Below are 26,266 nucleotides of genomic sequence, written 5' to 3' on the forward strand. Positions count from 1 at the left end.
TCGATCAGAGGACGCCGTCGAGCCGCCCGGCGAGGCCGAGCACGACGGGCAGGACACCGAGACAGAGGAACGCGGGGAGGAAACACAGGCCGATCGGTGCCGCCAGCAGCACTCCCGCCCGTTCCGCGCGTTCCTCGGCCTCGGCGGAGAGCGACTCGCGCAGCCTTCGCGCGAGGTCCTTCGCGTGCGTGGCGAGCGCGGTGCCCGCCCGCGCCGTCCGGACGGCGGCGACGGCCAGTTCGGTCAGGCCGGGCCGGCCGCGGACCGGCACCCAGGCTTCCGCCGGCCCGATGCCGACGGCGAGATGCGACGCCACCGAACGCAGAGCCGCCGCGGTCTTCGGTGAGGCTGTCGGCGCGACGGCCTCGAGCGCGACGGGCACCGGCAGCCCGCCCGCCAGGCAGGCGGCCAGCAGGTCGAGGGTGGCCGCGGACCGGACGAGTTCGAAGACGCCGTTGTCCCGGGGCGGCCGCGTCCGGAGCCGCGTGAGAAGCCGGCCTGGCCGCGCTACGCCTCCGGCCGCGACGCGTGGCCAACAGAAGACGGCACCGCCCAGCAGGATCAACGCCGCGCCGGTCAGCACGACGCCACCCGCCCGGTGAGGGCCCGGCACCAAGCCGTACCCGCCCAGATCAGCCCGCTGCCCACGACGAGCAGCGACTGACCGGCGCCCGTCCTCGTGAGGACGTGGACCGGGCCCGCCCCCATCGCCTCGCCGAGCGGCAGGCACAACAGCGGAAGGGCCGCGAGTACGGCGGCACTCGCCCGGGGACCGGCCATCTTGGCTTTGAGCCGGCGGCGGAAGCCGATCCCGGCCTCCGCGTCCCGTCTCGCGGCGTCGAGCACGTCGGCCATCGGGAGCCCGAACCGGTTCGCGAGCGTCCATGCGTTCACCAGTGCCGGTGGCGCGTCCGGATCGGCCGCGGTCTCACCACCGAGCCGGGCGGCCGCGATGAGCCCGCGCAGCCGCTCGGACGCCGCGGGGATCGCCTCCGCGGTGGCTTCGGCCGCCGTCACCGGATGGGCGCCCGCGCGGAGTTCACCGATCATCGTCCGCAGAACCGACGCGGTGAGCTCGGCTTCGGCCAGCGCCGCGTTCGCCCGCGCTCGCGACCGGACCTCCTGGCGGATGGTCACGGTGAGCACGAGTACCGCGACGGCCCAGCCGATCCCGAGGAACGGCAGGACGAGCAGAGCCGGCAGAGGCCACCAACCCGTCCGAAGCGCCCGTGGCGGACGCCAGGCGATCGGCGCGCGCGCCATACGCTTCGGCCAGCAGGCCAGGCCCGCGCCGCAGGAGAGCAGGAACCACGGGTTCATGCCGCCAGCTCCTCGAACGGAGTCTCGTCGCCGATCCAGGTGCCTTTGCTCCAGACCGGAACGACCTTGGCCTCGCCTCGATAGGACCGGAGGACGCCGACCTCGTCCAGCCGCCGGATCCCGCTCGGCAGCCGGACCATGTGCAGGACCACCCGCACCGCCGCCGTCAGCTGGCTGTGCAACGCGTCCCGTTTCAGTCCGCCGAGCGCGGCCAGCGCCTCCATCCGGGCGGGGACCTCCTCCGAGGAATTGGCGTGCAGGGTGCAGCCGCCACCCTCGTGCCCGGTGTTCATCGCGTTCAGCAACGCGATCACCTCCCCGCCGCGCACCTCTCCGACGACCAGGCGGTCCGGACGCATTCGCAGCGCCTGACGCACCAGTTCGCTCAGCCCGATCTCGCCCGCGCCCTCGACGTTCGCCGGGCGGGTGAGCAGGCTGACGAACTGCGGATGGTCCGGTTGCAGTTCTCCGGCGTCCTCGACGCAGACGATGCGTTCGGACGGCGGGACGGCGCCGAGCAACGCGGCGAGCAAGGTCGTCTTGCCCGTCCCGGTCCCGCCGGAGACCACGAACGCGAGCCGTCGCCGGATGACCGAGTCGAGCAGATCCGCGCCGCTGGTGCCGAACGCCCCGCGCAACCGGAGTTCGGCGAGATCATGGGTGGCCGGCCGGAGGACGCGGAGCGAGAGGGAGGTCCCGGCGGGCGCGAGCGGCGGGAGTACCGCGTGCATCCGGACCCGGCCTTGCGGCCCCACTCCCGGCAGCCAGCAGTCGGCGAACGGTTGCGCGTCGTCCAGCCGCCGCCCGCCGGCGAGGGCGAGCCGCTGGGCCAGCCTGCGGACCGCTTCCTCGTCGGCGAAACGGATGTCCGTCGCCTTGGGACCCTTACCGGTGTCCATCCAGACCTCGTCGGGAGCGGTGACGAGAATGTCGGTGACGCCGGGCTCTTCGAGAAGCGGTGCGAGGGGGCCGGCGCCGACGAACTCGTCACGGGCCAGCCGGACCGCTCCGAGGACGGCGTCCTGACCGAGCGCGCCGCCCGCTTCGGCGCGGACAGCCCGCGCGACGCTCACCGGATCCGCCGGGGCGTCCGATCCGGCCAGCCGCCGCCGGACCCGCTCGACCAGGTCTTCGGTCATCTCGAAGCACCGGCCAGGTTTCCGCGCGCCGCCGCGAGGACTTCGGTGGCGGCCGTCGCCAGGTGCCCGCGATGTCTCGGGACGAATTCGCCGCGGTCGAGGGCCACCGAGAGGGACCGCTCCCGGCCCATCGACGTGATGAGCGGGACGCCGACGGCGTCGGCGATCTCCTGGGGGATCAGCCCGGCGGGCGACGGCCCGCGGACCGCGACACCGATCCTCGTCGCGTGGGGTTCGAGCCTGGCGAGGACCTGTTTCGCGGCGGCACAGGCACGGAGTTCCGCGGGGACGACGACCACGACGAGATCGGCAAGCCCGATCACGGCGGACGTCTCGGGGCCGAAATACCTCGGCAGATCGCAGACGACGGTCCGCCCCGCGCGCCGTCCGGCGTTCAGCACGCCCTCGATCGCCTCGGGCCCGGGGCCGCGTCCTTCCCGCCCATAGGACACAAAGGACAGTGAGCCGGTCGAGTACTTCTTTCGCGGCAGGGCTTCGCTCAACGCGGCCATGGACACCCTGCCGCCGAGGTCGAGCTCCGGCCACCGGGGCCCGCGATCACGTTCGGCTGCGAGGAGTACGTCGACCCCGCCGCCGAGCGGGTCGCAGTCGACCAGCAGCCCGCCGGTGCCGGACTTCTCCGCTTGATACGCGACGGCGGCCGCCAGCACGGAAGCCCCGGCACCGCCACGCCCGCCGATGATCCCGATGACGACGCCGTCGTCACGCGCCGGCCCGTCGACGACGTCGGCGAATTCGCCGATGAGGTCGGCTTCCTCGTCCGGGAGCGAAAGGACCTTCTCCGAACCGGTGTTGAAGGCACGCTCCCACGTCACCGGTGTCGGCGCGCCTTTGCAGATCAGCAGGACCTTGTTCCGCCGCAGCAGGCGGTTCGGCGCGCTCGCGGCTTCCTCGTCGAGGACCACGAGCGGCGCGCGGGCCCATCTTCCGCGCGCCGCGTCCAGATCGGGTGCGCGTTCGACCTCGCAGCCCGCGGCGGCGGCCACGCGCAGGATCTCGTCGAGCAGGATGTCGTCGCCGGCGACGACGAGCGGATGTTCCACGGTCATGACTCCCCCAGTGATTCGGTCGGACTCGGGTGATGACTCCACGGTCGCGCCGGTCGCCCGCCGCGCACAACGCCATTCCGCCCCACCTGTGGACAACCGGGGTGTTGTGGACAACTCCGCCGCGGGAAACCGGTTTCCCGCGGTTTTGTCGGTCCCTTTCCACTACGAACCCACGACTCTGTTCGCAGCCGGAAACGAGCACGAAAATGATTGAGAGAAAAGAAAGTTAACGAACTCCGGCCGGTTCCTGCATTGCCGGGGCGGGGTTTCCGCGGCCGTCGAGGTCTGAACCACTGACACCGCAAGGGATCGAGGAGGCGGCCCTCGCCAGGGGGGAGGGACGAGGGCCGCCTGGGGTTCAGCCCCGGGGGGTCGGACTGAACCTGGGCCCGGTGCAACACCGGGCAATCTCACTGTAACTCCGACACCGGCCCGTTGCGGGCGACCTCCGCACCCACAATTCGATAACGGCACGACGCGCCCGACCGAGGGGGCGGTCGTGAATTTTCCACCGCGACGGCACGATCGTGGTCGACCAACCGGCGCGCGCCGGTCCGGCTCTCCTATCCTTGGCGGGTGGACCGACCCAGCACGACGCCAAACCAGGTCGCGGCGTTCTTCGATCTCGACAAGACGATCATCGCGTCATCGAGCGCGTTGGCCTTCAGCAAGCCGCTTTTGCGCGAAGGCCTCATCAACCGCCGAGCCGCGCTTCGCAGCGCGTACGCCCAACTCGTCTTCTCCCTCGCGGGCGCGGACGCGGCGAAGACCGAGCGGATGCGGGCCGAGGTTTCCGCGCTGTGCACCGGATGGGACGTCGCGCAGGTGTCCGCGATCGTCCGCGAAACGCTGCACGACGTCGTCGACCCGCTCGTCTACGCGGAAGCGGCGGAACTGATCTCCTCGCATCGCGCGGAGGGGCACGACGTCGTGGTGCTGTCGGCGACCGGCGAGGAAGTCGTCGCGCCGGTCGCCGAAATGCTCGGCGCGACGCGCAGCGTGGCAACGCGGATGCAGATTGTGGACGGTCGCTACTCGGGCGAAGTCGATTTCTACTGCTACGGCGAGAACAAGGCCGTCGCCGCGAAACAACTCGCGGCGACCTACGGCTACGACCTCACCCAGTGCCACGCGTACACCGATTCGAGCACCGACATCCCGCTCCTCGAAGTCGTCGGCCGGCCGCACGCGGTCAACCCCGACCGCGTCCTGCGCAAGCACGCGACGGAACAGGGCTGGGAGATCCTCGCCTTCGAACACCCGATGTCGCTGCGGACCCGGATCCCGGCGCGGTCGGCCGGGCTGGTCGCGCTCGGCGCCGTCGCCGCGGGGGCCACCTGGTACGGCTACAACCGGCGCAAACGCACCCGCTGAGCGCACACCCACACGGCGGTACCGGGCCGGTTTCCGCAGTCAGGGCCGCGAATTGTCCGTCGCGGAGGGTGCCCGTGTCACTAGATCGAGCCTCTGTACCGGTGCACCCGTCTGCGCACTTGAAGTGACCCGGCTCACGGCGTAGAAAGTAGGTGCGGACGTTCGGTCGGCCAGGGAACAGGTAGAAGAGAAGCCTGTTCCACCCCGGCGAATCTCCGTGTGCGGACACCGGGTACCCACGCGCAGCGCGCCGCGGGAGGCTCGTCGTCTAGGGACTGCGTACCGGGACGCCGGACGCCGAGTCCATGAAGGTACGACCAGAGTTGCACGCTTGGTCGCCCGAGTGGTCCGCACTGACTGGCGGCGCCCGCCGGCTTCTTGCCGACGGGCGCCGCCAGTGTTTTGCCCCCGATTTCAAGCGTGACAGGCCCCTTCGCGTCCCTTTGTGTATGAACGGACCGTTCGTGCGGGTGGCCGATGGACAAGCAAAGTGCTCGTGGGTAGCTTCCGGATATCAGTGCTTCCAGGTGGACTTCTTTCCATCTGAGAGTCAGGCACGAATCTGGGAGGCTTGAGGTGACGACCCGAACCGCGCACGCCCGTCATCGGAGGATCCATGCGCTCGCCCTGCCCCTCGCGGGCCTGCTCACCCTGGGTGTCGCGGCGGTTCCGGCGACCGCGCAGCCGGTGACGGCGGACGTCGAGGCGCAGCGGACGCTGCGCGGGCTGACCCTGGAGCAGAAGGTCGGGCAGCTGTTCGTCACGTGGGTGAACGGGAAGTCCGCCGACGAGGTCAACGCCAAGAACAAGGCCGACTTCGGCGTCGACACCCCCGCGCAGGTGATCGAGAAGTACCACCTGGGTGGCGTCATCTACTTCAACAACGACAGCCGCGACAACTTCGACGACCCGGTGCAGGTCGCCAAGCTGTCCAACGGGCTCCAGCGGGCCGCGCTCCGCAGCGGCGCCCGCATCCCGTTGCAGATCGCGACCGACCAGGAAGGCGGCACGGTCACCCGGATGGGTGCCCCCGCCACCGAGCTGCCGAACGCGATGGCGATCTCGGCCGGCCGTGACACCAAGGCCGCGCAGGAGGCCGCCCGCATCCTCGGGCACGAACTGCGCGCCGTCGGCATCAACCAGGACTTCGCCCCCGACGCCGACGTGAACTCCAACCCGGCCAACCCGGTGATCGGCGTCCGGTCGTTCTCCGGCCGCCCGGAGCTGGCGAGCCAGTTCGTCGAGGCCCAGGTCAGGGGCTTCCAGAACTCCGGACGGCGCTCCGAGACGGTGTCCGCCGCCGCGAAGCACTTCCCCGGCCACGGCGACGCGGCCACCGACAGCCACCACGAGCTGCCCAGGATCGACCGCAGCGAGGAAAGCTGGCGCGCGACCGACGTGCCGCCGTTCAAGGCCGCCATCAAGGCGGGCATCGACTCGATCATGAGCGCGCACATCCAGTTCCCCAGCCTCGACCCGTCGGGCGAGCCTGCCACGTTGTCGAAGCCGATCCTCACCGGCAAGCTGCGCGAGGAGCTCGGGTACCGCGGCGTCGTCGTCACCGACTCGCTGTCGATGGACGCCGTGCGCGAGATGCACACCGACGCGGAGATCCCGGTGCTCGCGCTGAAGGCGGGCATCGACCAGCTGCTCATGCCGGTGAACCTCGAACTCGCGATCAACTCGGTGCTCGACGCCGTCCGCAAGGGTGAGCTGACCGAGCAGCGCATCGACGAAAGCGTCCTGCGGGTGCTCAAGCTCAAGCTGAACCGCGGCATCCTGACCTCGCCGTTCGTCGACCCGGCCAAGGTGATGACGAAGGTCGGCACCCCGGCCAACCTCGCGACCGCGCAGGGCATCGCCGACCGGTCGGTCACCGCCATCCGCAACGACGGCGGTGTCCTTCCGCTCAAGCAGCAGCCCGCGAAGACGCTGGTGACCGGCTGGGGCGTGAGCACGACGGCGTCCCTGGCGGCGAAGCTCACCGCGCACGGCACGCAGGCGACCGCGTTGCAGACCGGGCAGACGCCGACCGACGCGCAGATCTCGCAGGCCGTCGCGGCGGCGAAGAACGTCGACCTCGTCGTCGTGCTGACCAACAACGTCGGCACGTATCCGTTGCAGGGCAAGCTGTTGCAGGCGCTGGCCGACACCGGGAAACCCGTCGTCGCGGTCGCCGCCCAGATCCCCTACGACGCCGGTTACGAGAACCCGATCCGTACGTGGCTCGCCACGTACGGCTACATCTCGCCTTCGCTCGAGGCGCTGGCGAAGGTGATCCTCGGGAAGGTGACGCCGCAGGGCAAGCTGCCGGTGGACGTTCCCGCCGGCAAGGACGTCGGCACGGTGAAGTACCCCTTCGGCCACGGGCTGACCTGGTGAACCTCAACCGCCGCCACTTCCTCGCCACCGGCGCGCTCGCGGTTCCCGCGCTGACGGCCGGATCCTCGGTCGCGGGGGCCCAGCCGCAAAGCGAGAGCAAAGGTCCCTCGCTCACCCGCACCGGAGCGGACGTGCTCGCCGCCCGTGGCTGGGCGCCGCTGTCCGGCCGCAAGCTCGGCGTGCTGTCGAATCCGACAGGTGTGCTGGCGAGCGGCGACCACATCGTCGACTCGATGGTCGCCGCCGGCGTCCGGCCGCTCGCCGCGTTCGGGCCGGAGCACGGTTTCCGCGGCAGCGCGCAGGCGGGCGGCTCCGAGGGCGACTACACCGATCCCCGCACCGGCGTGCCCGTCTACGACGCGTACGGCGCCGACGCGACGAAGCTCGCCGGGATGTTCACGAAGGCGGGCGTCGACACCGTCGTCTTCGACATCGCGGACGTCGGCGCGCGGTTCTACACCTACATCTGGTCGCTGTACACGGCGATGGTCGCGGCGGCGAAGGTCGGCGCGGCGGTCGTCGTGCTGGACCGGCCGAACCCGTTGGGAGGCAAGGCCGCCGGGCCGATGCTGAACCCGGCGTTCTCCTCGGGGGTCGGCCGGAAGCCGATCGTCCAGCAGCACGGCATGACCGTCGGCGAGCTCGCGCGGTTCTTCGCCGCCGAGTTCCTGCCCGCCGAGGGCGTCACGCCGGGCAAGCTCGAAATCGTCGAAGTGCGGGACTGGCGACGTGACCAGCTCTTCGAGCGCACCGGGCTGACGTGGGTCCCGCCGAGCCCGAACATGCCGACGCCGGACACCGCGCTCGTGTATCCCGGCACCGGGATGTTCGAGGGCACCGTGTTCTCCGAAGGCCGGGGCACCACCAGGCCGTTCGAGATCATCGGCGCGCCGGGCCTCGACTGGCGCTGGCGCGAGAAGCTCGGCGAGCAGCGGCTGCCCGGGGTGAAGTTCCGCGAGGCGTACTTCGTGCCGACGTTCGGCAAGTTCGTCAACGAGCCCTGCGGTGGCGTGCAGGTGACCGTCACGGACCCGCGGTCGTTCGACGCCATCCGCACCGCGGTCACCATGTTCGTCACCGCGAAGCAGGTGCACCCGGACAAGTTCAAGTGGCGGCCCGACAACTTCCTCGACAAGCTGTCCGGCTCCGACAGGTTGCGCACGATGATCGACAAGGGCGCCGGAGTGGACGAGATCGTCGGGTCCTGGCAGGCCGAACTGGCCGAGTTCGACCGGAAACGCCGTCGCCATCTCATCTATCGCTGAGGGGAACGACCTTGCGTGTTAGGAAGATCCTGATCGCGGCCGTCTCCGTACTGGTCGCGGCGACCACGCTGTCGACGGCGGGAGCACAGGCGATTCCGGGGAGCGAAGCCCAGCGAGACCGCGCGGCGGGCCGGTTCGACAAGCCGCGCGAAGGCTTCGCGCCCGCGTCCACCGTCCTGCGTGACGGCGCGCCGTCCGACGTCGGTCTCGACCCGGCGCCGATCAAGGCGGCCGAGCAGTTCATCGAGAGCTGGACAAAGCCGGACGCCACCGGGCATCCGCATTTCTCCGGAGCGGTCGGCCTCCTCGCGCACGACGGCGTGGTCGTCGAGCGCCAAGCCGTCGGTGGCGCTGTCCGCTACGCCGACGCGAAGGGCACCGAACTGCCACCCGAGCAGCAGGTGCCGATGCGCGCGGACACCATCTTCGACATGGCCTCGATCTCGAAGCTGTTCACCTCCATCGCGGTGATGCAGCTGGCCGAGGCGGGCAAGCTGGACATCTCGGCGCCGGTGGCGCGGTACCTGCCGGAGTTCGGGGTGAACGGCAAGGAGGCCGTCACCGTCCAGCAGCTGCTAACGCACGTCTCGGGCTTCGCCGCGACACCGCTCCCGTCGCTGTGGGAGGGCTACCCGGACATCCCGTCGCGCCGGAAGGCCGTCCTCGACAGCCCGCTGAAGAACGCGCCGGGAAGTACATACCTCTACTCCGACATCAACCTGCTGACGCTCGGTTTCCTGGTCGAGAAGGTGGCCGGGGCTCCGCTGGACAAGGTGGTCCAAGACCGCATCTCGGCCCCGCTGGGCCTGGTGGACACCGGGTACAACCCGCCCGCGTCGAAACTCGCCAGGGTCGCGGCGACCGAGTACGCCGCGAAGCCGCCGCGGGGGCTCGTGCGCGGCGAGGTCCACGACGAGAACGCCTGGTCGCTGGGCGGCGTCGCCGGGCACGCGGGCGTGTTCTCCACCGCCGCCGACATGGCGGTGCTGGCGCAGACGATCCTCAACGGTGGCGCGTACCGAGGCCAGCGGATCCTGCGCGAGGAGACCGTGCGGGCGATGCTGACGAACTACAACCACAAGTTCCCCGGCAACGCGCACGGCCTCGGCTTCGAGCTCGACCAGCCCTGGTACATGGGCGCGCTGTCGGCGCCCTCGACGGCCGGGCACACCGGGTTCACCGGGACCTCGCTGGTGATCGACCCGCTGTCGCGGTCGTTCGCGATCCTGCTGACCAACCGGGTGCACCCGACACGGAACTGGGGCTCGATCAACATCGCCAGGGAGACATGGGCGAGCTCGCTCGCCAAAGCGATGGCGGTCCGCCCGGCGCACGGCCGCGACGCGTGGTTCAGCGGCGCCGGAGACGTCTCCACGGCCACGCTCACGACTCCGGTGCTGCAGACGCGCGGTGGGCCGCTGAAGGTCTCCTTCGACACCTTCGTGGACACCGAAGGCCCGTCGGACTCGCTGTTCCTGGAAATAAGTACCGACGGCGGAGCCACCTGGAAAACGATTACTGTGCGTGCAAACGGACCAGGCGCTCCCGTCGGGGACCAACCCGGTCTCGGCGGGCACGGTCATCGAGCTTGGTGGCGGGCGGCGGCAGAGGTGTCGCAAAGCTCACAAATCACCCTCCGCTGGCGTTACACGACCGATGCCCGTTACACCGGCCGGGGAATTTCCTTGGACGGTGTGAAAGTCACTGAACGCGGCCGCACACTGCTGGACAGTGAGCATAATCCCCCTACTTTCGTCGCTACCGGGTGGAAGTTGAGCACTAGGTAACCGGCCAGCTCCGATCCGCTGACCGGACCACCCCGTTGACCGGGACACAGCCCCTTGCATCGCGACACTAAGTTGCCAAGTCGTTAGCTCGACCTCGTTAACGGCCTCGACCTGGTTAGCGACTTTCTGGTCAACGATTAATCGCAAATCGAATCCGCAGACACGGATAGGTTGCGATCTTCCCGAAGGGTGTGGGTAGCCTTGTCGCAGATGCCAACGGTTAGTAACTTTCCCACGGTGGGCGATACCGATTCCGTAATCGCGGCCGCACCGTCCGAGGCCGTGCCGGCGCAGCCGACACGGGACGCTGACGCGAGCCCGCTCGTCCGGATTCGCTCCCTCCTGCCCGGGCTCGCCCGGGCTGAGCAGCGTGTCGCGAAGGTCGTCCTCGACGACCCCGCGACGGTCGCGCGGCGCAGCATCACCGAGGTCGCGCTCGCGGCCAACACGAGCGAAACCACCGTCACGCGGTTCTGCAAGGCGGTCGGCGTCGGCGGGTATCCGCAGCTCAGGATCGCACTGGCGGCCGACACCGCCCGCTCCGAGGCGCGGTCGTCCCGCAACCTCGGCGGCGAGATCGGCCCGGAGGACGACCTGGCCGCGGTCATCGGCAAGGTGAGCTTCGCGGATGCCCGTGCCGTGGAAGAGACCGCCGACCAGCTCGACATCCCGTCGCTACAGCGGGTGATCGACGTTCTGGCCGGCGCGGGCCGCGTGGACGTCTACGGCGTTGGCGCGAGCGCGTTCGTCGCCGCGGACCTGCAGCAGAAGCTGCACCGCATCGGCCGGGTCAGCTTCGCCTGGTCGGACACGCACATCATGCTGACCTCGGCCGCCGTGCTGAGCCCCGGAGACGTCGCGATCGGCATCTCGCACACGGGCGCGACCACGGACACCGTCGAGGCGCTGCGCGTGGCCCGTGAGCACGGCGCGATCACCGTCGCCGTGACGAACTTCCCGCGTTCGCCGATCACCGAGGTCGCCGACCACGTACTGACCACGGCCGCGCGGGAGACGACGTTCCGCTCGGGTGCGACCGCCAGTCGCATCGCGCAGCTGACCGTCATCGACTGCTTGTTCATCGGTGTCGCGCAGCGGCACATGGACGCGTCGGTCAACGCTCTCGACGCGACCAGGGACGCGGTTGGCTCGCACCGTCTGGGCGTCCGGCCCGACGGCAGGCGGCGGCCGCGGGAAACCGGCAAATGAGCGAAAAAGTGAGGCGCATGATGACCGTCCCACGCCAGGTGGTGCACGTCGATTCGCCAACCGAACAGCGCAATCCACGGACGACCGACATCGACCTGATGTCGACCATGGGCATCCTCGGCGCCATCAACGCCGAGGACCGCCGGGTCCCCGAAGCCGTCGCCGCGGTGCTGCCGCAGGTGGCGCGGGCGGTCGACTTCGCCGTGGAAGCGCTGCGGTCGGGACACCGCGTGCACTACTTCGGGGCCGGCACCTCCGGCAGGCTGGCGACGTTGGACGCGGCGGAGCTCGTGCCGACGTTCAACGTGCCCGCCGATTGGTTCATCGCGCATCACGCGGGCGGCGCACGCGCGCTGCGCCAAGCCGTCGAAGACGCCGAGGACGACGCGAAGGCCGGAGCCGCCGAGGTGGCCGAGTCCGTCGCGCCCGGCGACTTCGTGCTCGGGCTGACGGCTTCCGGCCGGACGCCCTACGTCCTCGGCGCGCTGGCCGCGGCCGGCCGTCTCGGTGCCCGCACCGCCCTGGTGTCGGGCAATCCGGCGACGGTGACGCCGCCGGGTGTCGACGTCCTCATCGCGGTGGACACCGGCCCCGAGGCGATCGCCGGATCGACGCGGATGAAGGCGGGCACGGCGCAGAAGATCATCCTCACCGCGTTCTCGACGGCGACGATGATCAAGCTCGGCCGCACGTATTCGAACCTGATGGTCAGCATGCGGGCGACGAACGCCAAGCTGCGCGGACGGACCATCCGGATCCTGCGCGAGGCCACCGGAATGAGCATGGCGGACTGCTCCGACGCGCTCACCGAGGCCGACGGCGACCTCAAGGTCGCGCTGGTCCATCTGCTGTCCGGCGAGGACGTCGCGAGTGCGGCGAAGGCGCTGGCGGCCAACGATGGCCACGTACGCAAGGCTCTCGACTCCCTCCGGGTGCGCGCGAGCTGAACACCGGCGGACAGACCCGTTCATCCCGACGCCTCGCGCTCACGCGACGCGAACGGGTGTCCGTCGCCGGGATGGCCGGGTTCATCCTGCTGCTCAACGTCATCGGCTGGGGGGTCCTGACGCTTTTCGTGGCGCCGCGCCAGTACGAGCTCGGCGCCACGGGCGTGTTCGGGGTCGGCCTCGGTGTCACGGCGTTCGTGCTCGGGATGCGGCACGCTTTCGACGCGGACCACATCGCCGCGATCGACAACACCACCCGCAAGCTCATGGCCGACGGGCAACGGCCGCTTTCGGTCGGTTTCTGGTTCTCCCTCGGCCATTCGACGATCGTGTTCGCCCTGTGCCTGCTGTTGTCGCTCGGCGTGCGGGCGCTGGCCGGCGCCGTCGAGGACGACTCGTCGACGCTGCACGAGGCGACCGGGCTGATCGGGACGTCGGTTTCCGCGGTGTTCCTGTACCTCATCGGGATCATGAACCTGGTGGTGCTGGTCGGCATCGTGAAGGTGTTCCGGCGGATGCGGCGGGGCGAGCTCGACGAAGCGGCGCTGGAGCGGCAGCTCGACAACCGCGGCTTCATGAACCGCTTGCTCCGAGGCGCCACCAAAGCGGTGCGCAAGCCTTGGCACATCTACCCGATCGGTGTGCTGTTCGGCCTCGGCTTCGACACCGCGACCGAGGTCAGCCTGCTGGTGCTCGCCGGTGGCGCGGCCGCGTTTTCGCTGCCTTGGTACGCGATCCTGGTGCTGCCGATCCTGTTCGCCGCGGGGATGACACTGTTCGACACCGCCGATGGCTGCTTCATGAACTACGCGTACGGCTGGGCCCTCGCGAAGCCGGTGCGGAAGATCTACTACAACCTCACCGTGACGGCGCTTTCCGTCGCGGTCGCGTTGCTCATCGGGACGATCGAGGTCATCTCGATCATCACCGAACGCTTCGGCATCACGACCGGGCCGCTCGCGGCGATCGGGTCGCTGAGCCTGGACTACGTGGGCTACGCGGTCGTCGCGCTCTTCGTGCTTACGTGGGTCTTCGCGCTCCTCGTGTGGCGCTTCGGGCGTATCGAGGAGCGCTGGTCGGTCGAATAGCTCCCTGACCTGCGGAAAGGGAGCAAGGGACCTTTGCTACCACTTCTCTCGACGTTGAGACAAGTGGTAGCAAAGGTCCCTTGCTCCCACTTTGGTCAGGCAGGCTGGGCCACCTTCGCCCGCGAAGGCACCGAAAGCGCGAAGCCCAGCAGAGCGACGAAGGCGGCAACGGGGCCGACCCACCAAACCCCCGCCGAGGACAGGACGACGCCACCCAGCGCGGCCCCGAGGGCGCCCCCGGCGTAGATCGCGGAACCGTTGAGTCCCAAGGCGACCGTCGGTGCGTCAGGCGCCAGCGAGAACAGCCGGTGCTGCTGCGGCACCATCAGCATTCCGCCGAACACGCCCGATGCCAGCGCGAGGATCAGTGCGCCGGGGAGGCTCAGCACGGCGACGTCCAGCAACGCCAGCGTCACGACCGTCCCGATCAGCGAAATCGAGCGCACGCGCGCGGGCCCCAGTGAATCCGTGGCCCGGCCAGCGAAGGCGTTGCCCGCGATCTGCCCGATCCCGAAACCGACGAGCAGCCAAGAGATCATCACGCCCGCCGCCACTGGAGCCACCAGCACCGGCAAGTACACGAAGGCCGCGAAGCCCGCGGCGGTACCGAGAACGCTCACACCGAGCACACGCGCGATAGGCGGCCGCGCGACGACGGCGAGCCTGTCGCGCAACGACACCGTCGGCATCCGCAGGCCGGGCAGAAGCGGCACGAGCAGCATCACGACCAGCGCCACCGCACCGATCCCCCACATCACCGCGCGCCAGCCGAACCAGTTCCCGGCCAGCACCCCGATCGGTACGCCGAGCACCATCGACACGCTCATGCCGGCGGAGACCGTGGCCAGCGCGCGGCCGCGTCGCTCGTCCGACGCCAGCGCGCCGGCGAGGACATAGGCGTTGGACTGGAACGCGGCAGCGCCGAGGGCGGCCAGCACACGCGCGACGGCGACCACGGCGAAGGACTCGCCGAGCGCCTGCCCGGCCATGCCGATCGTGAACAGCACCATCCCCGCGCCGAGCACCCAGCGCCGGTCGAGCCGTCCGGTGAAGGCCGCGATGAGCGGCGAGGAGACCGCGTAGGTCACCGCGAAAACAGTGGTCAGCTGGCCCGCGACCGCTTCGGAAACGCGCAGGTCGGCGGCGAGGGTGGGCAACAGCCCGTTCAGGACGAACCCGTCGGTGCCGACGGTGAACGTCCCGACGGCGAGTACCAGCAGAGCCCCCAGAGCAAGCCGATCATTTGATGATCGTCGAATCGTCATGCGAGGTATAGTGGTGGGACTATTCGATGATTGTCAAATAGTTTGGAGTGCCGTGAGCAGCACGCTGCCGCAGCCGTCGATCGACGAGATCGAGATCGTGCCGGTGCTCCAGGCGCTCGCGGACCCCGTGCGCCTGGAGCTGATCCGCGCCCTGCGAAGCAATCCTTCGCCGCGAAGCTGCGCCATCTCCGAGTACGACGTCGAGATCAGCGCGCCGACGCTCTCCCATCACTGGAAGGTGTTGCGCGAGGCCGGCCTCACGACGACGTTCGTCGAGGGCCGGACCCGCTGGGTCGAGCTACGCACCGAGGACGTCCACGCGCGCTTCCCCGGGCTGCTGGACGCCATCCTCGCCTAGCCGCCACTTCGCCGCGAGCTCGCCCGCGGCGCACACGCCGACATCCAGCAGGTACGGCCCCGCCTGCCCACATCCGGCTCCCGGCGCGACCGGCTGACCGTGCCCCATCCCGGTGACGGCGTGCGTGTCGACGGCCGCGCCGACGTCGGTCCACTGCTCGGAAAGCTCGCGCATGTTCAGCGGCGCGACCGTGTAGTCCGCGGTCCCGTGCCAGGCGCTGACCGGCGAACGCGGCCCCGTGCCCGCGGCGCGCACCTTGTCGCCCCACTGCTTCGGCGTCAGGTCCTTGCCGGGGTTCATGCAGGAGTACGCGTCGATCATCGAAGTCGCGCAGCCGTAAGGCAGCCCCGCGACGACACCGCCGCCCGAGAACAGTTCCGGGTACGCCGCCAGCATCACCGAAGTCATCGCGCCACCCGTCGACAGGCCGGTCACGTACGTCCGGCTCCCGGCCGAGAACCGCGCCATCTGCGCGATCGACTCGGCCTCCCCGGATCCTCGCTTGATGTCGCCCGCCTGGAACCAGTTGAAGCATTTGCTGAAGTTGTTCACCGAAACCTGTTGTGGCAGAACGAGTCTGAACCGCAGCCGGTCCGCGAGCCCGACCCAGCCGGAGCCACGCGCGTATCCGGCCGCGTCCTGGGTGCAGCCGTGCAGCACGACCACCGCCGGACGTCCGGACGGCAACCCGTCGGGAACGTATTCGAACATCTGCAACGCACCGGGATTGCTCCCGAACCCGGTCACCGGGCGGATCGCCGCCGCCTGTGCCGGAGTCGCGAAAAGAAGGGCCAATGCCGAAACCACCGCGCCGATGAGGAGTTTTCGCATCATTTCAGGGTAAACCGACAGCATCCGCATTCCACGTGGAAGAACACCACAGCGGTGGCCCGTTTTATGTGGTCACAACGGATACCGGCACGCGAAGACGCCGCTTACCGTCATCCGATGCGGCTCTTACTGGTCCTCGCGATGATGCTGGCCCTGGCTGTGCCCGCCCAGGCGGCGGGCGGCTGCGCGAACGTACGCGTTCCCGGGGCCGCGAAACAACAACTGTCCTGTTTGGACGATTTGACGACCACCGGCACCCTGGTCACCGGGCACACCGTCCAGGCCGACTGGGCCGGGCTGACCTCCGCCGGTTTCCCCGCCCCCAAGGGTGTTCCCGGCATCCAGATCGACGGCTACTTCCCGGATTCGTCGACCGCCAACACGACGCACGGCTGGAACCACGACGCGCAGTTCGTGCTGCGGCTGCCCGATCGCTGGAACGGCGGCCTCGTGGTCTCGGGGTCGCCCGGGGTGCGACGGCAGTACGCGAACGATCGCGCCATCGGTGACCAGGTCCTCGCCGCCGGCTACGCGTTCGCCGCCACCGACAAGGGCAACACCGGCGCGGACTTCCACACCGACGGACGCCACCCCGGTGACGCGCTCGCCGAATGGAACTCGCGGGTCACCCAGCTGACGATCGCCGCGAAGGCCGCCGTCGCGCACCGCTACGGGCGCCTGCCGAGCCGCACCCTCGCGGCCGGGATGTCGAACGGCGGCTACCTCGTCCGCTGGCAGCTCGAAAACCGGCCATGGCTCTACGACGGCGGCATCGACTGGGAGGGCACGCTTTGGCACGAAGACGGGCCGAACCTGTTCACCTTCCTGCCGCCCGCGATCAAGGCCTATCCCGCGTACGTCGCCGGTTCCGCGCAAGCCCACCAGGAAATTCTCGACGCCGGTTTCGCGCCGGGCTCGGAATTCCTCTGGCCGTACCACAACGACGTCTATTGGGGCCTGACCCAGCGCATCTACCAGGCCGAATTCGATCCGTCGTTCACCGGAACCGACTACGACTACGCCACTCGCCCGGCGTCGGTGCACCGCGCGGTGGAACGGATCTCGCTGACCGGCCGGATCGGCAAACCGCTGATCACCCTGCACGGCACTCTCGACACGCTCCTGCCGATCACCCGCGATTCCGACGTCTACCAGCGGATGATCGCCGACCAGGGCCGCGCCGGGCTCCAGCGTTACTACCGGATCGTCGACGGCAACCACGTCGACGGGCTGTACGACGCGTACCCGGACAAGCTGCGGCCCATCGGCCCGTGTTTCCGTACGGCGTTCACCGCGCTCGAAGGCTGGCTCGACGGCGTCCGCCCGCCCGCTTCGGCGACGATCCCCCGTCAAAGCGGCGACCTCGCGACCACGTGCGCACTAAGCTGATCTGATGGAATTCCAGGACGTCGTACGACGCCGTCGCATGGTCCGGAAGTTCACCGGCGAACCCGTCGCCGAGGCGAGCCTGCGGCGCATCCTGCGCAACGCGCTCAAAGGCCCCTCGGCCGGTTTCTCACAGGGACAAGGGTTTCTCGTCCTCACCGGCGAGGAACTCGCGAAATTCTGGGAGTTCGGGGCGAGCTGGGCGCCCGAAACCGTGACCACGGCACCGGTCGCGATCGTGCCGCTCTCGGTCAAGAACGCGTACCTCGACCGCTATGCCAAGCCGGACAAGGGGGTCGCCGACCGCGACGACTCGTGGTGGCGCGTGCCGTACTGGGACGTCGACACCGGGATGGCGACGATGCTGATCCTCCAGACGGCCGTCGACGAGGGCCTCGGCGCGGTCTTCTTCGGGCTCGCGCCGGAAAGCGTGGAGCGGCTCCACAGCGAGTTCGGCGTACCGGAGGATCACGACCCGATCGGCGTCGTGGCGCTCGGCCACGGTGCGGAATCCGGGCCGTCGCCCGGCTCCTCGGCGACCAAGATCCCTCGCCGCGACTTCGACGACGTCATCCGTTTCGGTCATTGGTGAGGCGGTGCAGCCTGAGCGCGAGCTGGAGTTCCAGCGCGCGCTCGGGCGCCTGCCACTGCTCGTCCAGCAGCGACGCGATGCGGTCCAGCCGCTGCACGACCGTGTTGACGTGCACGTGGAGGAGGTCCTTCGCCCGCGTCAGATTGCCGCCACAGGCGAAATACGCGCGGAGGGTGCCGATCAGATCCGTGCCGCGGCGTTCGTCGTAGTCGAGCACCGGCCCGATCGTGGCGGTCACGTACGCGCCGAGGTCGGCGTGCTCGCCGAGCAGCAGCCCGACGAACCCGAGGTCGGCCATGCTCGCGCCTTCCCCCACCCGGCCCAACGCCAGCAAAGACGCGACGCAGCGCGCGGCTTCGGCGTGTGCCAGGGCCAGCTCCCTCGGTGACGCCGCCGGCCCCGCCGCCCCCACCGTAACCGGGCAGTCCATTGTGGACGCGAGCTCATCGGCCACGGATCGCGCCAGTGCGCCGGGCTCCGCGCCACGAACCAGAAGGACCACCTGGTCGGCGTGCACCCCGACCAGGTCCGCGTGCCGCGAAGCCGCCGCTGCCAGCCGCCGCCGGGAGACGTCGTCGGCGTGCGCGACCAGCACCGCGTGCGATGTCGACAAATCGACCCCCAGGCGTCGACCGCGAGCCAGCAGCGCGGCTGGATTGCGGCCCGGCGCGGTGAGCAGGTCCGACAGCAGCTCCCCGCGCACCTCGTCCTCGGCGCGTGCGACGGAACGCCGCTGCATCAGCAGCACCGCGGTGACCACGCCCGCCCGCTCGAACAGCCGCCGGTCGGCCTCGCCGAGCGACCGTCCGCCGCCGAGCACCAGGCTGCCGAGGAATTCCTGCCCCGCCTGGACCGCGCACAGCCAACCGTCCTCAGTGGACACAGCGCGCCCGCTTGTCCTGGACGCGGAAACCGCCGCACGCGAAAGGTTCAGCTCGCCGCCGGTCCGGGCGAGGACGACACCGTCGGCGTCGTAGACGGCGATCGCGCCGCCGAGCACGTCCGCGACCGCGGCGGCGACCTCGGCCAGATCACCGCCGCGCAGCACGAGATCCATCAGCCGGTCGTGGGCGTCCTCGGCGCGGCGCATCGCGTCGTTGTGCGCGCTGATCGTCGCGTTGGCGGCGTTCAGTTCGGCGACCGCGCGGCGCGTCTCGTCGAGCAGATGCGCGTTGTCCAGCGCGATCGCCGCGTGGTCGGCCAGCGACGACAGCAGCGCGACCTCGTCGGGCGAGAACTCGCGGGTGCTCCGGTCGGAGGCGAACAGCACCCCGATGACCTTGCTGCCGATCGCCAGCGGCACCCCGAGGATCGCGGTCAGCCCCTCGTCGAGCACCCCGGTGTCGATCGAGGTGGTGTGGCGGAACCGCTTGTCGTTGAAGTAGTCCGCCGTCGCGTACGGCCGCGCGGTCTGCGCGACCAGCCCGCCGAGCCCCTCGCCCATGCCCAGCACGATGTCCTGGAACAGCGCGGAAACCGAGCCGTCGGTCACGCGGACGTAGGTCTTGCCCTCGGTCTCGTCGTTGAGGCTGAGATACGAGACGTCCACGCCGAGCAACGCCCGCGCCCGCCGCACGATCGACCGCAGGACGGCGTCCGGATCGTCCAGCCGGGCGAGGTCGCTGGCCGTGTCGAACAGCGCGGCCAGCTCCGCCTCGCGCCGCCGGTGCTCAGCGACGGTGTCCCGGATCCGCAGCGCCAGCTCGGTGGCCTTCGGGTCGACGGGGACGTGCGCCAGCTGCTCGCTGCCCGCCCCGGAGGCGAGCAGTTCGAGCAGCCGGCGCAGCTGTGCGGAACTGTCCACAAGGGTCATGCTGACACGCGACCGCGCTCCGTGAGAACTTCGGAGTGCAGGGACTCGCCCTTGGTCTCGCGGGCGGCGAGCAGGGCGATCACGGTCAGCACGCACATCGCGACCACGTAGAGCGAGACCGGGATCGTGCTGCCGAACTCCTTGAACAACGCGACCGCGATGAGCGGCGCCACCGCACCGGCGGCGATCGACGACAGCTGACCGCCGACCGAAAGGCCGGTGTAACGCACCCGCGTCGGGAACTGCTCGGAGAAGAACGCGGCCTGCGGGCCGTACATCGCGCCGTGCAGCACCAGCCCGACGGTCGCCGCGAGAATGATGACGGCCGGGTTCTTCGTGTCGAGCATCGCGAAGAACGCGAAACTCCACAGCGCCATGCCGATCGCGCCGAACAGGTACACCGGCCGTCGGCCGATCCGGTCGGAGAGCATGCCCCACAAGGGAATGGTCAGGAAGTGCACGGCCGAACCGATGAGCACCGCGTTGAGTCCCGCCGATTTCGGCAGGCCCAGCCCGGTGGTGACGTAGACGAGGATGAACGCCGTGATCACGTAGTACGAGACGTTCTCCGCCATCCGCGAACCGATCGTGATCAGCACCGCGCGCCAGCTCTTGCGGAACACCTCGACGACCGGGGCGTGCGTGGTCGCGTTGTTCTTCTGCGCCGCGAGGAACACCGGCGACTCACTGACCGCGAGCCGGATCCACAGCCCGATCACCACGAGGACACCCGAGAGCAGGAACGGGATCCGCCAGCCCCAGCCGAGGAACGCCTCGTCGGACTGCGTCGCCGCGAGGATCGCCAAGACCGCCGTCGCGAGCAGGTTGCCGCCGGGAGCACCGCATTGCGGCCAGGACGCCCAGAATCCGCGCCGCTTGTCGTCGCCGTGCTCGGAGACGATCAGCACCGCGCCGCCCCATTCACCACCGAGCGCGAAACCCTGCACGAGCCGCAGGAGCGTCAGCAGGATCGGCGCCAGGACCCCGACCGTGGCGTACGTCGGGAGGATGCCCATCGCGCAGGTCGAACCGCCCATCAGCAACAGGCTCAGCACCAGCAGCTTCTTGCGGCCGACGCGGTCGCCGAAGTGGCCGAACACCAGACCGCCGATCGGGCGGGCGAGGAAACCGACGGCGTAGGTCAGGAACGCGAGCAGCGTGCCGGTGAGCGGATCGTTGGAGGGGAAGAACAATTTCCCGAACACCAGCGCCGCGGCGGAGGTGTAGAGGAAGAAGTCGTACCACTCGATCGTCGTTCCGATCAGACTGGCGCTGACGACCTTCGCGATCGAGCCACGGTTCTGGGTGGTCACCGAAGACGTCCTTTCGTGAGAACTTGTTGGCGGAGCTGGATCCGGAAGACGGCCGAGCGTGAACCCGCCCGGCCGAAGGCCCCGCTATCGCGGTGGCAGGGCGACCTATCGCCATCGTGAGTGGACGACCGGGCAGCGCCCTGCCGACGTCGATCGCGGTCGCGGGTTCCTCGGGAGACACTGGGGTTCACGCGGCGGTCCAGCCGCCGTCGAGGGGGATCGAGGTACCGGTGACATGGGCGGCGTGCTCGCCGGACAGCCAGAGCACGCACGCGGCGACGTCGGCGGGTTCGATGAGCCGCTTGATCGCGGAACGGCGCAGGAGGACCTGTTCGATCACCGCGTCGCGTTCGAGGCCGTGCTCCTCGGCCTGCGCCTGGAGCTGACCGGTGACCAGCGGCGTGCGGACGTAGCCGGGGTTGACGCAGTTGCTGGTCACGCCGTGCTCCGCGCCTTCGAGCGCGGTGACCTTCGAGAGGCCTTCGAGCGCGTGCTTCGCGGTGACGTACGCGGATTTGAACGGGCTCGCGCGGAGGCCGTGGACGCTGGACATGTTGACCACGCGCCCCCAGCCGCGGTCGTACATATGCGGCAGCGCGCGGCGGATCAGCAGGAACGGCGCGGTGACCATGAGCGCCTGGATGCGGGTGAACGTCTCCGGCGGGAACTCGTGGATCGGCGCGATGTGCTGGAAACCGGCGTTGTTGACGAGGATGTCGATCTCGGTGGGCAGGGTCTCGACGGCCTGGCCGTCGGTGAGGTCGACGACGTGCGCGATGCCGTTGACGTCGGCCGCCGCCTTCTCGACGGCGTCGTCGATGTCGGCGAGGTGGACCTTGGCCCCCGCCTCGGCGAGCGCTTCGGCGCAGGCCAGGCCGATCCCGCTCGCCGCGCCCGTGACCAGCGCGGACTTACCGGCCAGATCGCTGTGATACGCACCACTCATGCCGGACGACGTTAGGTCGCCCGGCCCGCTTAGGCCATGTGGCTACGCCCCACACCTACTCAAGATCCCGTGTGGGATCTCACCAGGGTCAGCCGGCGGCGTCGGAGATGGACTTCGCCTCGCGAGCGCCCGCCTCGAACGCTTCACACGAAAAGAGCAACCAACTCCGGACGCCCTCCGGGGTCCCGGAGCTGAAGGCCGAAGCGGCCTCGAGGTACTTCGGCACCCGCCGGAAGTACGCCACCTCCGGCACCGTCAGCGCCTTCGGGTCGAGCCCCGTCGCCACCGCCGAAAGCCGTGCCGCCGCCCGCGCGACGACACCGTCCGCGGAGCCGAAAGGCTTGAGCGCCAGCAGTTCCCCGTGCACGACGGCGGTCAGCACCGGCCCCGGCACCGACGTCGCGCCGGTGACCAGTTGCGCCAGCATCTCCAGCCGCGGCCCGACGTCACCGGACGACCGCGGCCGTCCCAGCGCGTCGGAGTCCGTCACCAGATCCGACGCGGCCAGAACGTGCAAGCGCGCCAACGCCTGCAACGGCGCGCGCCGCCACGTCGGGAGCAGGCCCTCCAGCGCTTCCGCGACCCGCAGCGCGCCAGCCAAAACCGGATCGGTCACTTCACCGGATTCCGGCAGTTCGGGCGCGGCGCCTTCGATCCCGGCCGACGCCCGCGCCGACCGCACGGAGGCTTCGGCGGCCGTCGCCGCGCCGCCGCGCAGGTTGGCGGGCAGCCGGTGGACGGCGAACACCGCGTCCTGAGCCGATTTCGCGGCCGCGGCGACCCCTTCGAGGTCCAGCAGCGGCTTCAGCGGATCCGTCACGCGTCCAGCACCTGGCCCGCGCGCCGCACCACGGGCGCCTGCACCGACCACGGGAAGTTGATCCAGCGGTCCGTGTGCTTCCAGACGTACTCGCATTTGACCTCGGAGCGAGGCTTCTCGTAGACCACCGCGCAGCGCACCTCGGCGACGTGGTCGGCGCAGAAGTCGCGGACCAGCTTCAAGGTCGCGCCGGTGTCCGCGACGTCGTCGGCGACGAGCACCTTCTTCTTCGTCAGGTCGACCACGTTCGGCACCGGCGGCAGCATCACCGGCAGGTCGAGCCGCTGGTCGACGCCGGTGTAGAACTCGACGTTCATCACGTGCAGGTTCTTGACGTCGAGCGCGTAACCGAGCGCGCCGGCGACGAACAGCCCGCCGCGCGCGATCGACAGGATCAGGTCCGGCTCGAAGCCGTCGTCGGCGACGGCCTGCGCGAGCTCCCTGCTGGCCGTCCCGAACAACTCCCAAGTGAGCTCTTCCCGCTCTTCGGCCATGCCGCCTCGCCTTCGTCGATCGTTCCCGCGAGCATAGGCAACGGGGTAGTGGCCTTCTCGAATGCTTCGAAAATGGCTATCTAGTAAGGCCATTGCCGGTCGTACCGTCAAGATCGTGACCGACTGGAACACCCATGCGACCTTGACCGGCGAACGCGTCCGCCTCGAACCGCTCACCCGCGACCACACCAAGGGCCTGTACGCGGCAGGCTCCGACCCGGCGATCTGGACCTGGCTCAGCCTCCGGCAGCCACAGGACCTCGCCGCGACCGAAGCGATGGTCGACGACATCCTCGCCGACGCCGACCGCCGCGCCTGGGCCCAGATCGACGCGCGCACCGGCGAGGTCGCGGGCACGACGTCGTTCTACGCGATGAACGCGCGCCACAAGATCGTTTCCATCGGCCACACCTGGATCGGTTCCGAATGGCAGCGGACCGGACTCAACCGCGAGTCGAAACTCCTGTTGCTGCGCCACGCTTTCGACGACCTCGGCGCGAACCGCGTCTCGTGGGAGACCGACATCCGGAACCTCAAGTCGCAGAAGGCGATCGAACGTCTCGGCGCGCAACGGGAAGGGGTGCTGCGCGCGCATCGCGTGCGGCCTGACGGAACCGTCCGCGACACCGTCGTCTACTCCCTCACCGGACCAGAATGGCCGGCGGTCCGTACCGCTCTGTCCTCAAGCGTGTGAATGCCGCGCGCAACCACGATGCAACCTTTTACTTCGCGTCGTAACGTCGATAGCGTGCCAACGGGCGTGAAGACACGCGAATCACAGGAGGCATCGCACCATGACCGAGCAGTCGCCGGCGCTGGACAATTTGCTCACGGAGAGCAGGACCTTCCCCCCGAGTGAGGCTTTCAGCGCGCAAGCGAATGCCACCGCCGACTTCTACGCCGAAGCCGACGCCGACCGGGAAGCGTTCTGGGCCAAGCAGGCCGAGCGCCTTCACTGGGAAACGAAGTGGTCGCAGGTACTGGACTGGACCAATGCGCCGTTCGCGAAGTGGTTCGTGGGCGGGAAGCTCAACGTCGCGTACAACTGCGTCGACCGCCACGTCGATTCCGGGCACGGCGACCAGGTCGCCATCCACTGGGTCGGCGAGCCCGGCGACAGCCGTGACATCACCTACGCCCAGCTGAAGGACGAGGTCTCCAAGGCCGCGAACGCGCTGGAGTCGCTCGGGCTCGAGGCGGGCGACCGGGTCGCCATCCAGATGCCGATGGTGCCCGAAGCGATCGTCGCGATGCTCGCGTGTGCCCGGATCGGCGTCCTGCACAGTGTCGTCTTCGGTGGTTTTTCCCCGACAGCACTGCGTTCCCGGGTGGACGACCAGGCGGCGCGGATCGTCATCACCACCGACGGCCAGTACCGCCGCGGCAAGGCCGCCCCGATGAAGGCCAACGTCGACGAAGCGCTCGAAGGCGCCGAATCGGTCGAGAAGGTCATCGTCGTCCGCCGCACCGGCGAAGAGGTGCCGATCACCGAAGGCCGCGACATCTGGTGGCACGAACTGGTCGACGGCCAGTCCGCCGAGCACGCGCCGCAGGCGTTCGACTCCGAGCACCCGCTCTTCATCCTCTACACCTCCGGCACCACCGGGAAGCCGAAGGGCATCCTGCACACCTCCGGCGGGTACCTGACCCAGGCCGCGTACACGCACCACAACGTCTTCGACCACAAGGCCGGCGAAGACGTCTACTGGTGCACCGCCGACATCGGCTGGATCACCGGGCACACGTACATCGTGTACGGGCCGCTGGCGAACCGGACGACGCAGGTCGTCTACGAAGGCACGCCGAACACCCCGCACGAGGGCCGTCACTGGGAGATCGTGCAGCAGCACAAGGTCTCCATCTACTACACCGCGCCCACGCTGATCCGCACGTTCATGAAGTGGGGCAACGAGATCCCGCAGAAGTACGACCTCTCGTCGCTGCGCGTGCTCGGCAGCGTCGGCGAGCCGATCAACCCCGAGGCGTGGATCTGGTACCGCGAGAACGTCGGCGCGAACTCGGCGCCGATCGTCGACACCTGGTGGCAGACCGAGACCGGCGGGATCATGATCTCGCCGCTGCCGGGTGTCACCGCGACGAAGCCGGGTTCGGCGCAGAAGGCGCTGCCGGGCATCTCGGCGAAGGTCGTCGACGACCAGGGCGTCGAGGTCGGCAAGGGCGGCGGCGGATACCTGGTGCTCGACAAGCCGTGGCCGGGCATGCTGCGCGGCATCTGGGGCGACGAGGAGCGGTTCCGCGACACCTACTGGTCCCGCTTCGCCGACCAGGGCTACTACTTCGCCGGTGACGGCGCGAAGTACGACGCCGACGGCGATGTCTGGCTGCTGGGCCGGGTCGACGACGTGATGAACGTGTCCGGGCACCGCATCTCGACCACCGAGGTCGAGTCCGCGCTGGTCTCGCACCCGACGGTCGCCGAGGCCGCCGTCGTCGGCGCGACCGACCCGACCACCGGGCAGGGCATCGTCGCCTTCGTCATCCTCCGCGGCAACGCCGTCGATGGTGGAGACGAGGCCGTGCAGGAGCTGCGCAACCACGTCGCGAAGGAGATCGGGCCGATCGCGAAGCCGCGGCAGATCCTGGTCGTGCAGGAGCTGCCGAAGACGCGGTCCGGCAAGATCATGCGCCGCCTGCTGCGCGACGTCGCCGAGAACCGCCAGGTCGGCGACGTGACGACGCTGGCCGACTCGTCGGTGATGGACCTGATCTCTTCCGGTCTGAAGTCCGGCAAGACCGAGGAGTAGCGCCCCAAAACGTCAGGAAAGGGTCTTTCAGGACATATTTCGTCCTGAAAGACCCTTTCCTGACATCGACACGCCTACCACACCCCGGTTCGCCCTACTCGA

23 protein-coding genes are annotated in these 26,266 nt (G+C 69.5%); 12 read left to right on the plus strand and 11 right to left on the minus strand.

The features are described 5' to 3' along the window. Nucleotides 1–4: 4 nt before the first annotated feature. From ACZ1DY_RS41860 to ssd, 4 genes are read right to left on the minus strand one after another with little or no spacing between them, the layout of a single operon-like run. Nucleotides 5–583: a type II secretion system F family protein gene (locus ACZ1DY_RS41860; RefSeq protein WP_465483008.1), complete on the minus strand. Its 579-nt coding sequence runs from the start codon at nt 581–583 to the stop codon at nt 5–7. After that, the gene (locus tag ACZ1DY_RS41865; RefSeq protein WP_465483009.1) at nt 577–1,320 is read right to left on the minus strand and encodes a type II secretion system F family protein; all 744 of its coding nucleotides are present in this window, start codon (nt 1,318–1,320) and stop codon (nt 577–579) included. Before ACZ1DY_RS41865 ends, ACZ1DY_RS41860 begins: the two co-directional genes overlap by 7 nt. Beyond that, entirely contained in the window at nt 1,317–2,459 is a 1,143-nt protein-coding gene (locus ACZ1DY_RS41870; protein ID WP_465483010.1) for a TadA family conjugal transfer-associated ATPase, read from the minus strand. The genes ACZ1DY_RS41865 and ACZ1DY_RS41870 overlap by 4 nt, the downstream gene beginning before the upstream one ends. Continuing rightward, on the minus strand, nt 2,456–3,529 hold the full coding sequence (gene ssd, locus ACZ1DY_RS41875; protein ID WP_257483217.1) for a septum site-determining protein Ssd: 1,074 nt from the start codon (nt 3,527–3,529) through the stop codon (nt 2,456–2,458). The genes ACZ1DY_RS41870 and ssd overlap by 4 nt, the downstream gene beginning before the upstream one ends. 576 nt (nt 3,530–4,105) lie before the next feature. Here ssd and ACZ1DY_RS41880 point away from each other — a divergent pair. From ACZ1DY_RS41880 to nicT, 7 genes are all read left to right on the plus strand, one after another. After that, nucleotides 4,106–4,903: an HAD family hydrolase gene (locus ACZ1DY_RS41880; protein ID WP_457959370.1), complete on the plus strand. Its 798-nt coding sequence runs from the start codon at nt 4,106–4,108 to the stop codon at nt 4,901–4,903. Nucleotides 4,904–5,479: 576 nt separating this feature from the next. Beyond that, entirely contained in the window at nt 5,480–7,285 is a 1,806-nt protein-coding gene (locus tag ACZ1DY_RS41885; protein ID WP_465483011.1) for a glycoside hydrolase family 3 protein, read from the plus strand. Beyond that, nucleotides 7,282–8,550: an exo-beta-N-acetylmuramidase NamZ family protein gene (locus ACZ1DY_RS41890; RefSeq protein ID WP_465483012.1), complete on the plus strand. Its 1,269-nt coding sequence runs from the start codon at nt 7,282–7,284 to the stop codon at nt 8,548–8,550. Before ACZ1DY_RS41885 ends, ACZ1DY_RS41890 begins: the two co-directional genes overlap by 4 nt. Before the next feature lie 11 nt (nt 8,551–8,561). Next, on the plus strand, nt 8,562–10,337 hold the full coding sequence (locus ACZ1DY_RS41895; RefSeq protein WP_465483013.1) for a serine hydrolase domain-containing protein: 1,776 nt from the start codon (nt 8,562–8,564) through the stop codon (nt 10,335–10,337). Nucleotides 10,338–10,547: 210 nt separating this feature from the next. Further along, nucleotides 10,548–11,546 (plus strand): MurR/RpiR family transcriptional regulator, encoded by a 999-nt coding sequence (locus tag ACZ1DY_RS41900; protein ID WP_370641834.1) that lies wholly within the window; start codon nt 10,548–10,550, stop codon nt 11,544–11,546. 17 nt (nt 11,547–11,563) lie between these two features. After that, nucleotides 11,564–12,493: an N-acetylmuramic acid 6-phosphate etherase gene (locus ACZ1DY_RS41905; RefSeq protein ID WP_257483222.1), complete on the plus strand. Its 930-nt coding sequence runs from the start codon at nt 11,564–11,566 to the stop codon at nt 12,491–12,493. Continuing rightward, complete coding sequence (gene nicT / locus ACZ1DY_RS41910; protein ID WP_465485786.1) at nt 12,490–13,581, plus strand: Nickel transporter NicT; 1,092 nt, start codon at nt 12,490–12,492, stop codon at nt 13,579–13,581. Before ACZ1DY_RS41905 ends, nicT begins: the two co-directional genes overlap by 4 nt. A 95-nt stretch (nt 13,582–13,676) precedes the next feature. Here the strand turns inward: nicT and ACZ1DY_RS41915 are convergent, their stop codons facing one another. Beyond that, a complete protein-coding gene (locus tag ACZ1DY_RS41915) occupies nt 13,677–14,846 on the minus strand; it encodes an MFS transporter (protein WP_465483014.1) in 1,170 nt (389 codons plus the stop codon). A 52-nt stretch (nt 14,847–14,898) separates the two neighbouring features. Here ACZ1DY_RS41915 and ACZ1DY_RS41920 point away from each other — a divergent pair, with 52 nt between their 5' ends. Further along, nucleotides 14,899–15,204, plus strand: a complete 306-nt coding sequence (locus ACZ1DY_RS41920) for an ArsR/SmtB family transcription factor (protein ID WP_257483225.1) — start codon at nt 14,899–14,901, stop codon at nt 15,202–15,204. Here the strand turns inward: ACZ1DY_RS41920 and ACZ1DY_RS41925 are convergent. Then, complete coding sequence (locus tag ACZ1DY_RS41925) at nt 15,145–16,038, minus strand: extracellular catalytic domain type 1 short-chain-length polyhydroxyalkanoate depolymerase (RefSeq protein ID WP_465483015.1); 894 nt, start codon at nt 16,036–16,038, stop codon at nt 15,145–15,147. The two genes, ACZ1DY_RS41920 and ACZ1DY_RS41925, sit on opposite strands and share 60 nt — an antisense overlap. A 114-nt stretch (nt 16,039–16,152) precedes the next feature. Between ACZ1DY_RS41925 and ACZ1DY_RS41930 the strand changes: the two genes are divergently transcribed. Continuing rightward, complete coding sequence (locus tag ACZ1DY_RS41930; RefSeq protein ID WP_465483016.1) at nt 16,153–17,424, plus strand: tannase/feruloyl esterase family alpha/beta hydrolase; 1,272 nt, start codon at nt 16,153–16,155, stop codon at nt 17,422–17,424. Nucleotides 17,425–17,428: 4 nt separating this feature from the next. Then, on the plus strand, nt 17,429–18,013 hold the full coding sequence (locus ACZ1DY_RS41935) for a nitroreductase family protein (protein ID WP_465483017.1): 585 nt from the start codon (nt 17,429–17,431) through the stop codon (nt 18,011–18,013). Here the strand turns inward: ACZ1DY_RS41935 and ACZ1DY_RS41940 are convergent. The 5 genes from ACZ1DY_RS41940 to ACZ1DY_RS41960 all read right to left on the minus strand — a co-directional run bounded on the left by ACZ1DY_RS41940 (nt 17,991) and on the right by ACZ1DY_RS41960 (nt 23,399). Further along, nucleotides 17,991–19,826, minus strand: coding sequence for a helix-turn-helix domain-containing protein (locus ACZ1DY_RS41940; RefSeq protein ID WP_465483018.1), 1,836 nt, complete (start codon nt 19,824–19,826; stop codon nt 17,991–17,993). The two genes, ACZ1DY_RS41935 and ACZ1DY_RS41940, sit on opposite strands and share 23 nt — an antisense overlap. Continuing rightward, complete coding sequence (locus tag ACZ1DY_RS41945) at nt 19,823–21,139, minus strand: MFS transporter (protein WP_465483019.1); 1,317 nt, start codon at nt 21,137–21,139, stop codon at nt 19,823–19,825. The genes ACZ1DY_RS41940 and ACZ1DY_RS41945 overlap by 4 nt, the downstream gene beginning before the upstream one ends. A gap of 187 nt (nt 21,140–21,326) precedes the next feature. Then, nucleotides 21,327–22,085 carry a 3-hydroxybutyrate dehydrogenase gene (locus ACZ1DY_RS41950; RefSeq protein WP_465483020.1) on the minus strand — a complete coding sequence of 253 codons (759 nt, stop codon included), beginning with the start codon at nt 22,083–22,085 and terminating at the stop codon, nt 21,327–21,329. An 88-nt stretch (nt 22,086–22,173) separates the two neighbouring features. Further along, nucleotides 22,174–22,905 (minus strand): Fic family protein, encoded by a 732-nt coding sequence (locus ACZ1DY_RS41955; protein ID WP_465483021.1) that lies wholly within the window; start codon nt 22,903–22,905, stop codon nt 22,174–22,176. Then, entirely contained in the window at nt 22,902–23,399 is a 498-nt protein-coding gene (locus ACZ1DY_RS41960; RefSeq protein WP_126730058.1) for a phosphoribosyltransferase, read from the minus strand. The genes ACZ1DY_RS41955 and ACZ1DY_RS41960 overlap by 4 nt, the downstream gene beginning before the upstream one ends. A gap of 115 nt (nt 23,400–23,514) precedes the next feature. Between ACZ1DY_RS41960 and ACZ1DY_RS41965 the strand changes: the two genes are divergently transcribed. Together ACZ1DY_RS41965 and acs are read left to right on the plus strand one after the other, a co-directional pair. Continuing rightward, entirely contained in the window at nt 23,515–24,093 is a 579-nt protein-coding gene (locus ACZ1DY_RS41965) for a GNAT family N-acetyltransferase (protein WP_465483022.1), read from the plus strand. 100 nt (nt 24,094–24,193) lie between these two features. Next, nucleotides 24,194–26,164: an acetate--CoA ligase gene (gene acs / locus ACZ1DY_RS41970; RefSeq protein ID WP_257483234.1), complete on the plus strand. Its 1,971-nt coding sequence runs from the start codon at nt 24,194–24,196 to the stop codon at nt 26,162–26,164. Nucleotides 26,165–26,266 lie beyond the last annotated feature (102 nt).

This window comes from Amycolatopsis sp. PSD-21, assembly GCF_055561455.1.

Bases quoted from the DNA above. Each gene is read 5' to 3' on its own strand.
- ACZ1DY_RS41865 (WP_465483009.1), bottom strand. From the start codon at position 1,320: ATGAACCCGTGGTTCCTGCTCTCCTGCGGCGCGGGCCTGGCCTGCTGG.
- ACZ1DY_RS41870 (WP_465483010.1), bottom strand. From the start codon at position 2,459: ATGACCGAAGACCTGGTCGAGCGGGTCCGGCGGCGGCTGGCCGGATCG.
- ssd (WP_257483217.1), bottom strand. From the start codon at position 3,529: ATGACCGTGGAACATCCGCTCGTCGTCGCCGGCGACGACATCCTGCTC.
- ACZ1DY_RS41900 (WP_370641834.1), top strand. From the start codon at position 10,548: ATGCCAACGGTTAGTAACTTTCCCACGGTGGGCGATACCGATTCCGTA.
- ACZ1DY_RS41905 (WP_257483222.1), top strand. From the start codon at position 11,564: ATGATGACCGTCCCACGCCAGGTGGTGCACGTCGATTCGCCAACCGAA.
- ACZ1DY_RS41915 (WP_465483014.1), bottom strand. From the start codon at position 14,846: ATGACGATTCGACGATCATCAAATGATCGGCTTGCTCTGGGGGCTCTG.
- ACZ1DY_RS41925 (WP_465483015.1), bottom strand. From the start codon at position 16,038: ATGATGCGAAAACTCCTCATCGGCGCGGTGGTTTCGGCATTGGCCCTT.
- ACZ1DY_RS41930 (WP_465483016.1), top strand. From the start codon at position 16,153: ATGCGGCTCTTACTGGTCCTCGCGATGATGCTGGCCCTGGCTGTGCCC.
- ACZ1DY_RS41935 (WP_465483017.1), top strand. From the start codon at position 17,429: ATGGAATTCCAGGACGTCGTACGACGCCGTCGCATGGTCCGGAAGTTC.
- ACZ1DY_RS41940 (WP_465483018.1), bottom strand. From the start codon at position 19,826: ATGACCCTTGTGGACAGTTCCGCACAGCTGCGCCGGCTGCTCGAACTG.
- ACZ1DY_RS41950 (WP_465483020.1), bottom strand. From the start codon at position 22,085: ATGAGTGGTGCGTATCACAGCGATCTGGCCGGTAAGTCCGCGCTGGTC.
- ACZ1DY_RS41960 (WP_126730058.1), bottom strand. From the start codon at position 23,399: ATGGCCGAAGAGCGGGAAGAGCTCACTTGGGAGTTGTTCGGGACGGCC.
- acs (WP_257483234.1), top strand. From the start codon at position 24,194: ATGACCGAGCAGTCGCCGGCGCTGGACAATTTGCTCACGGAGAGCAGG.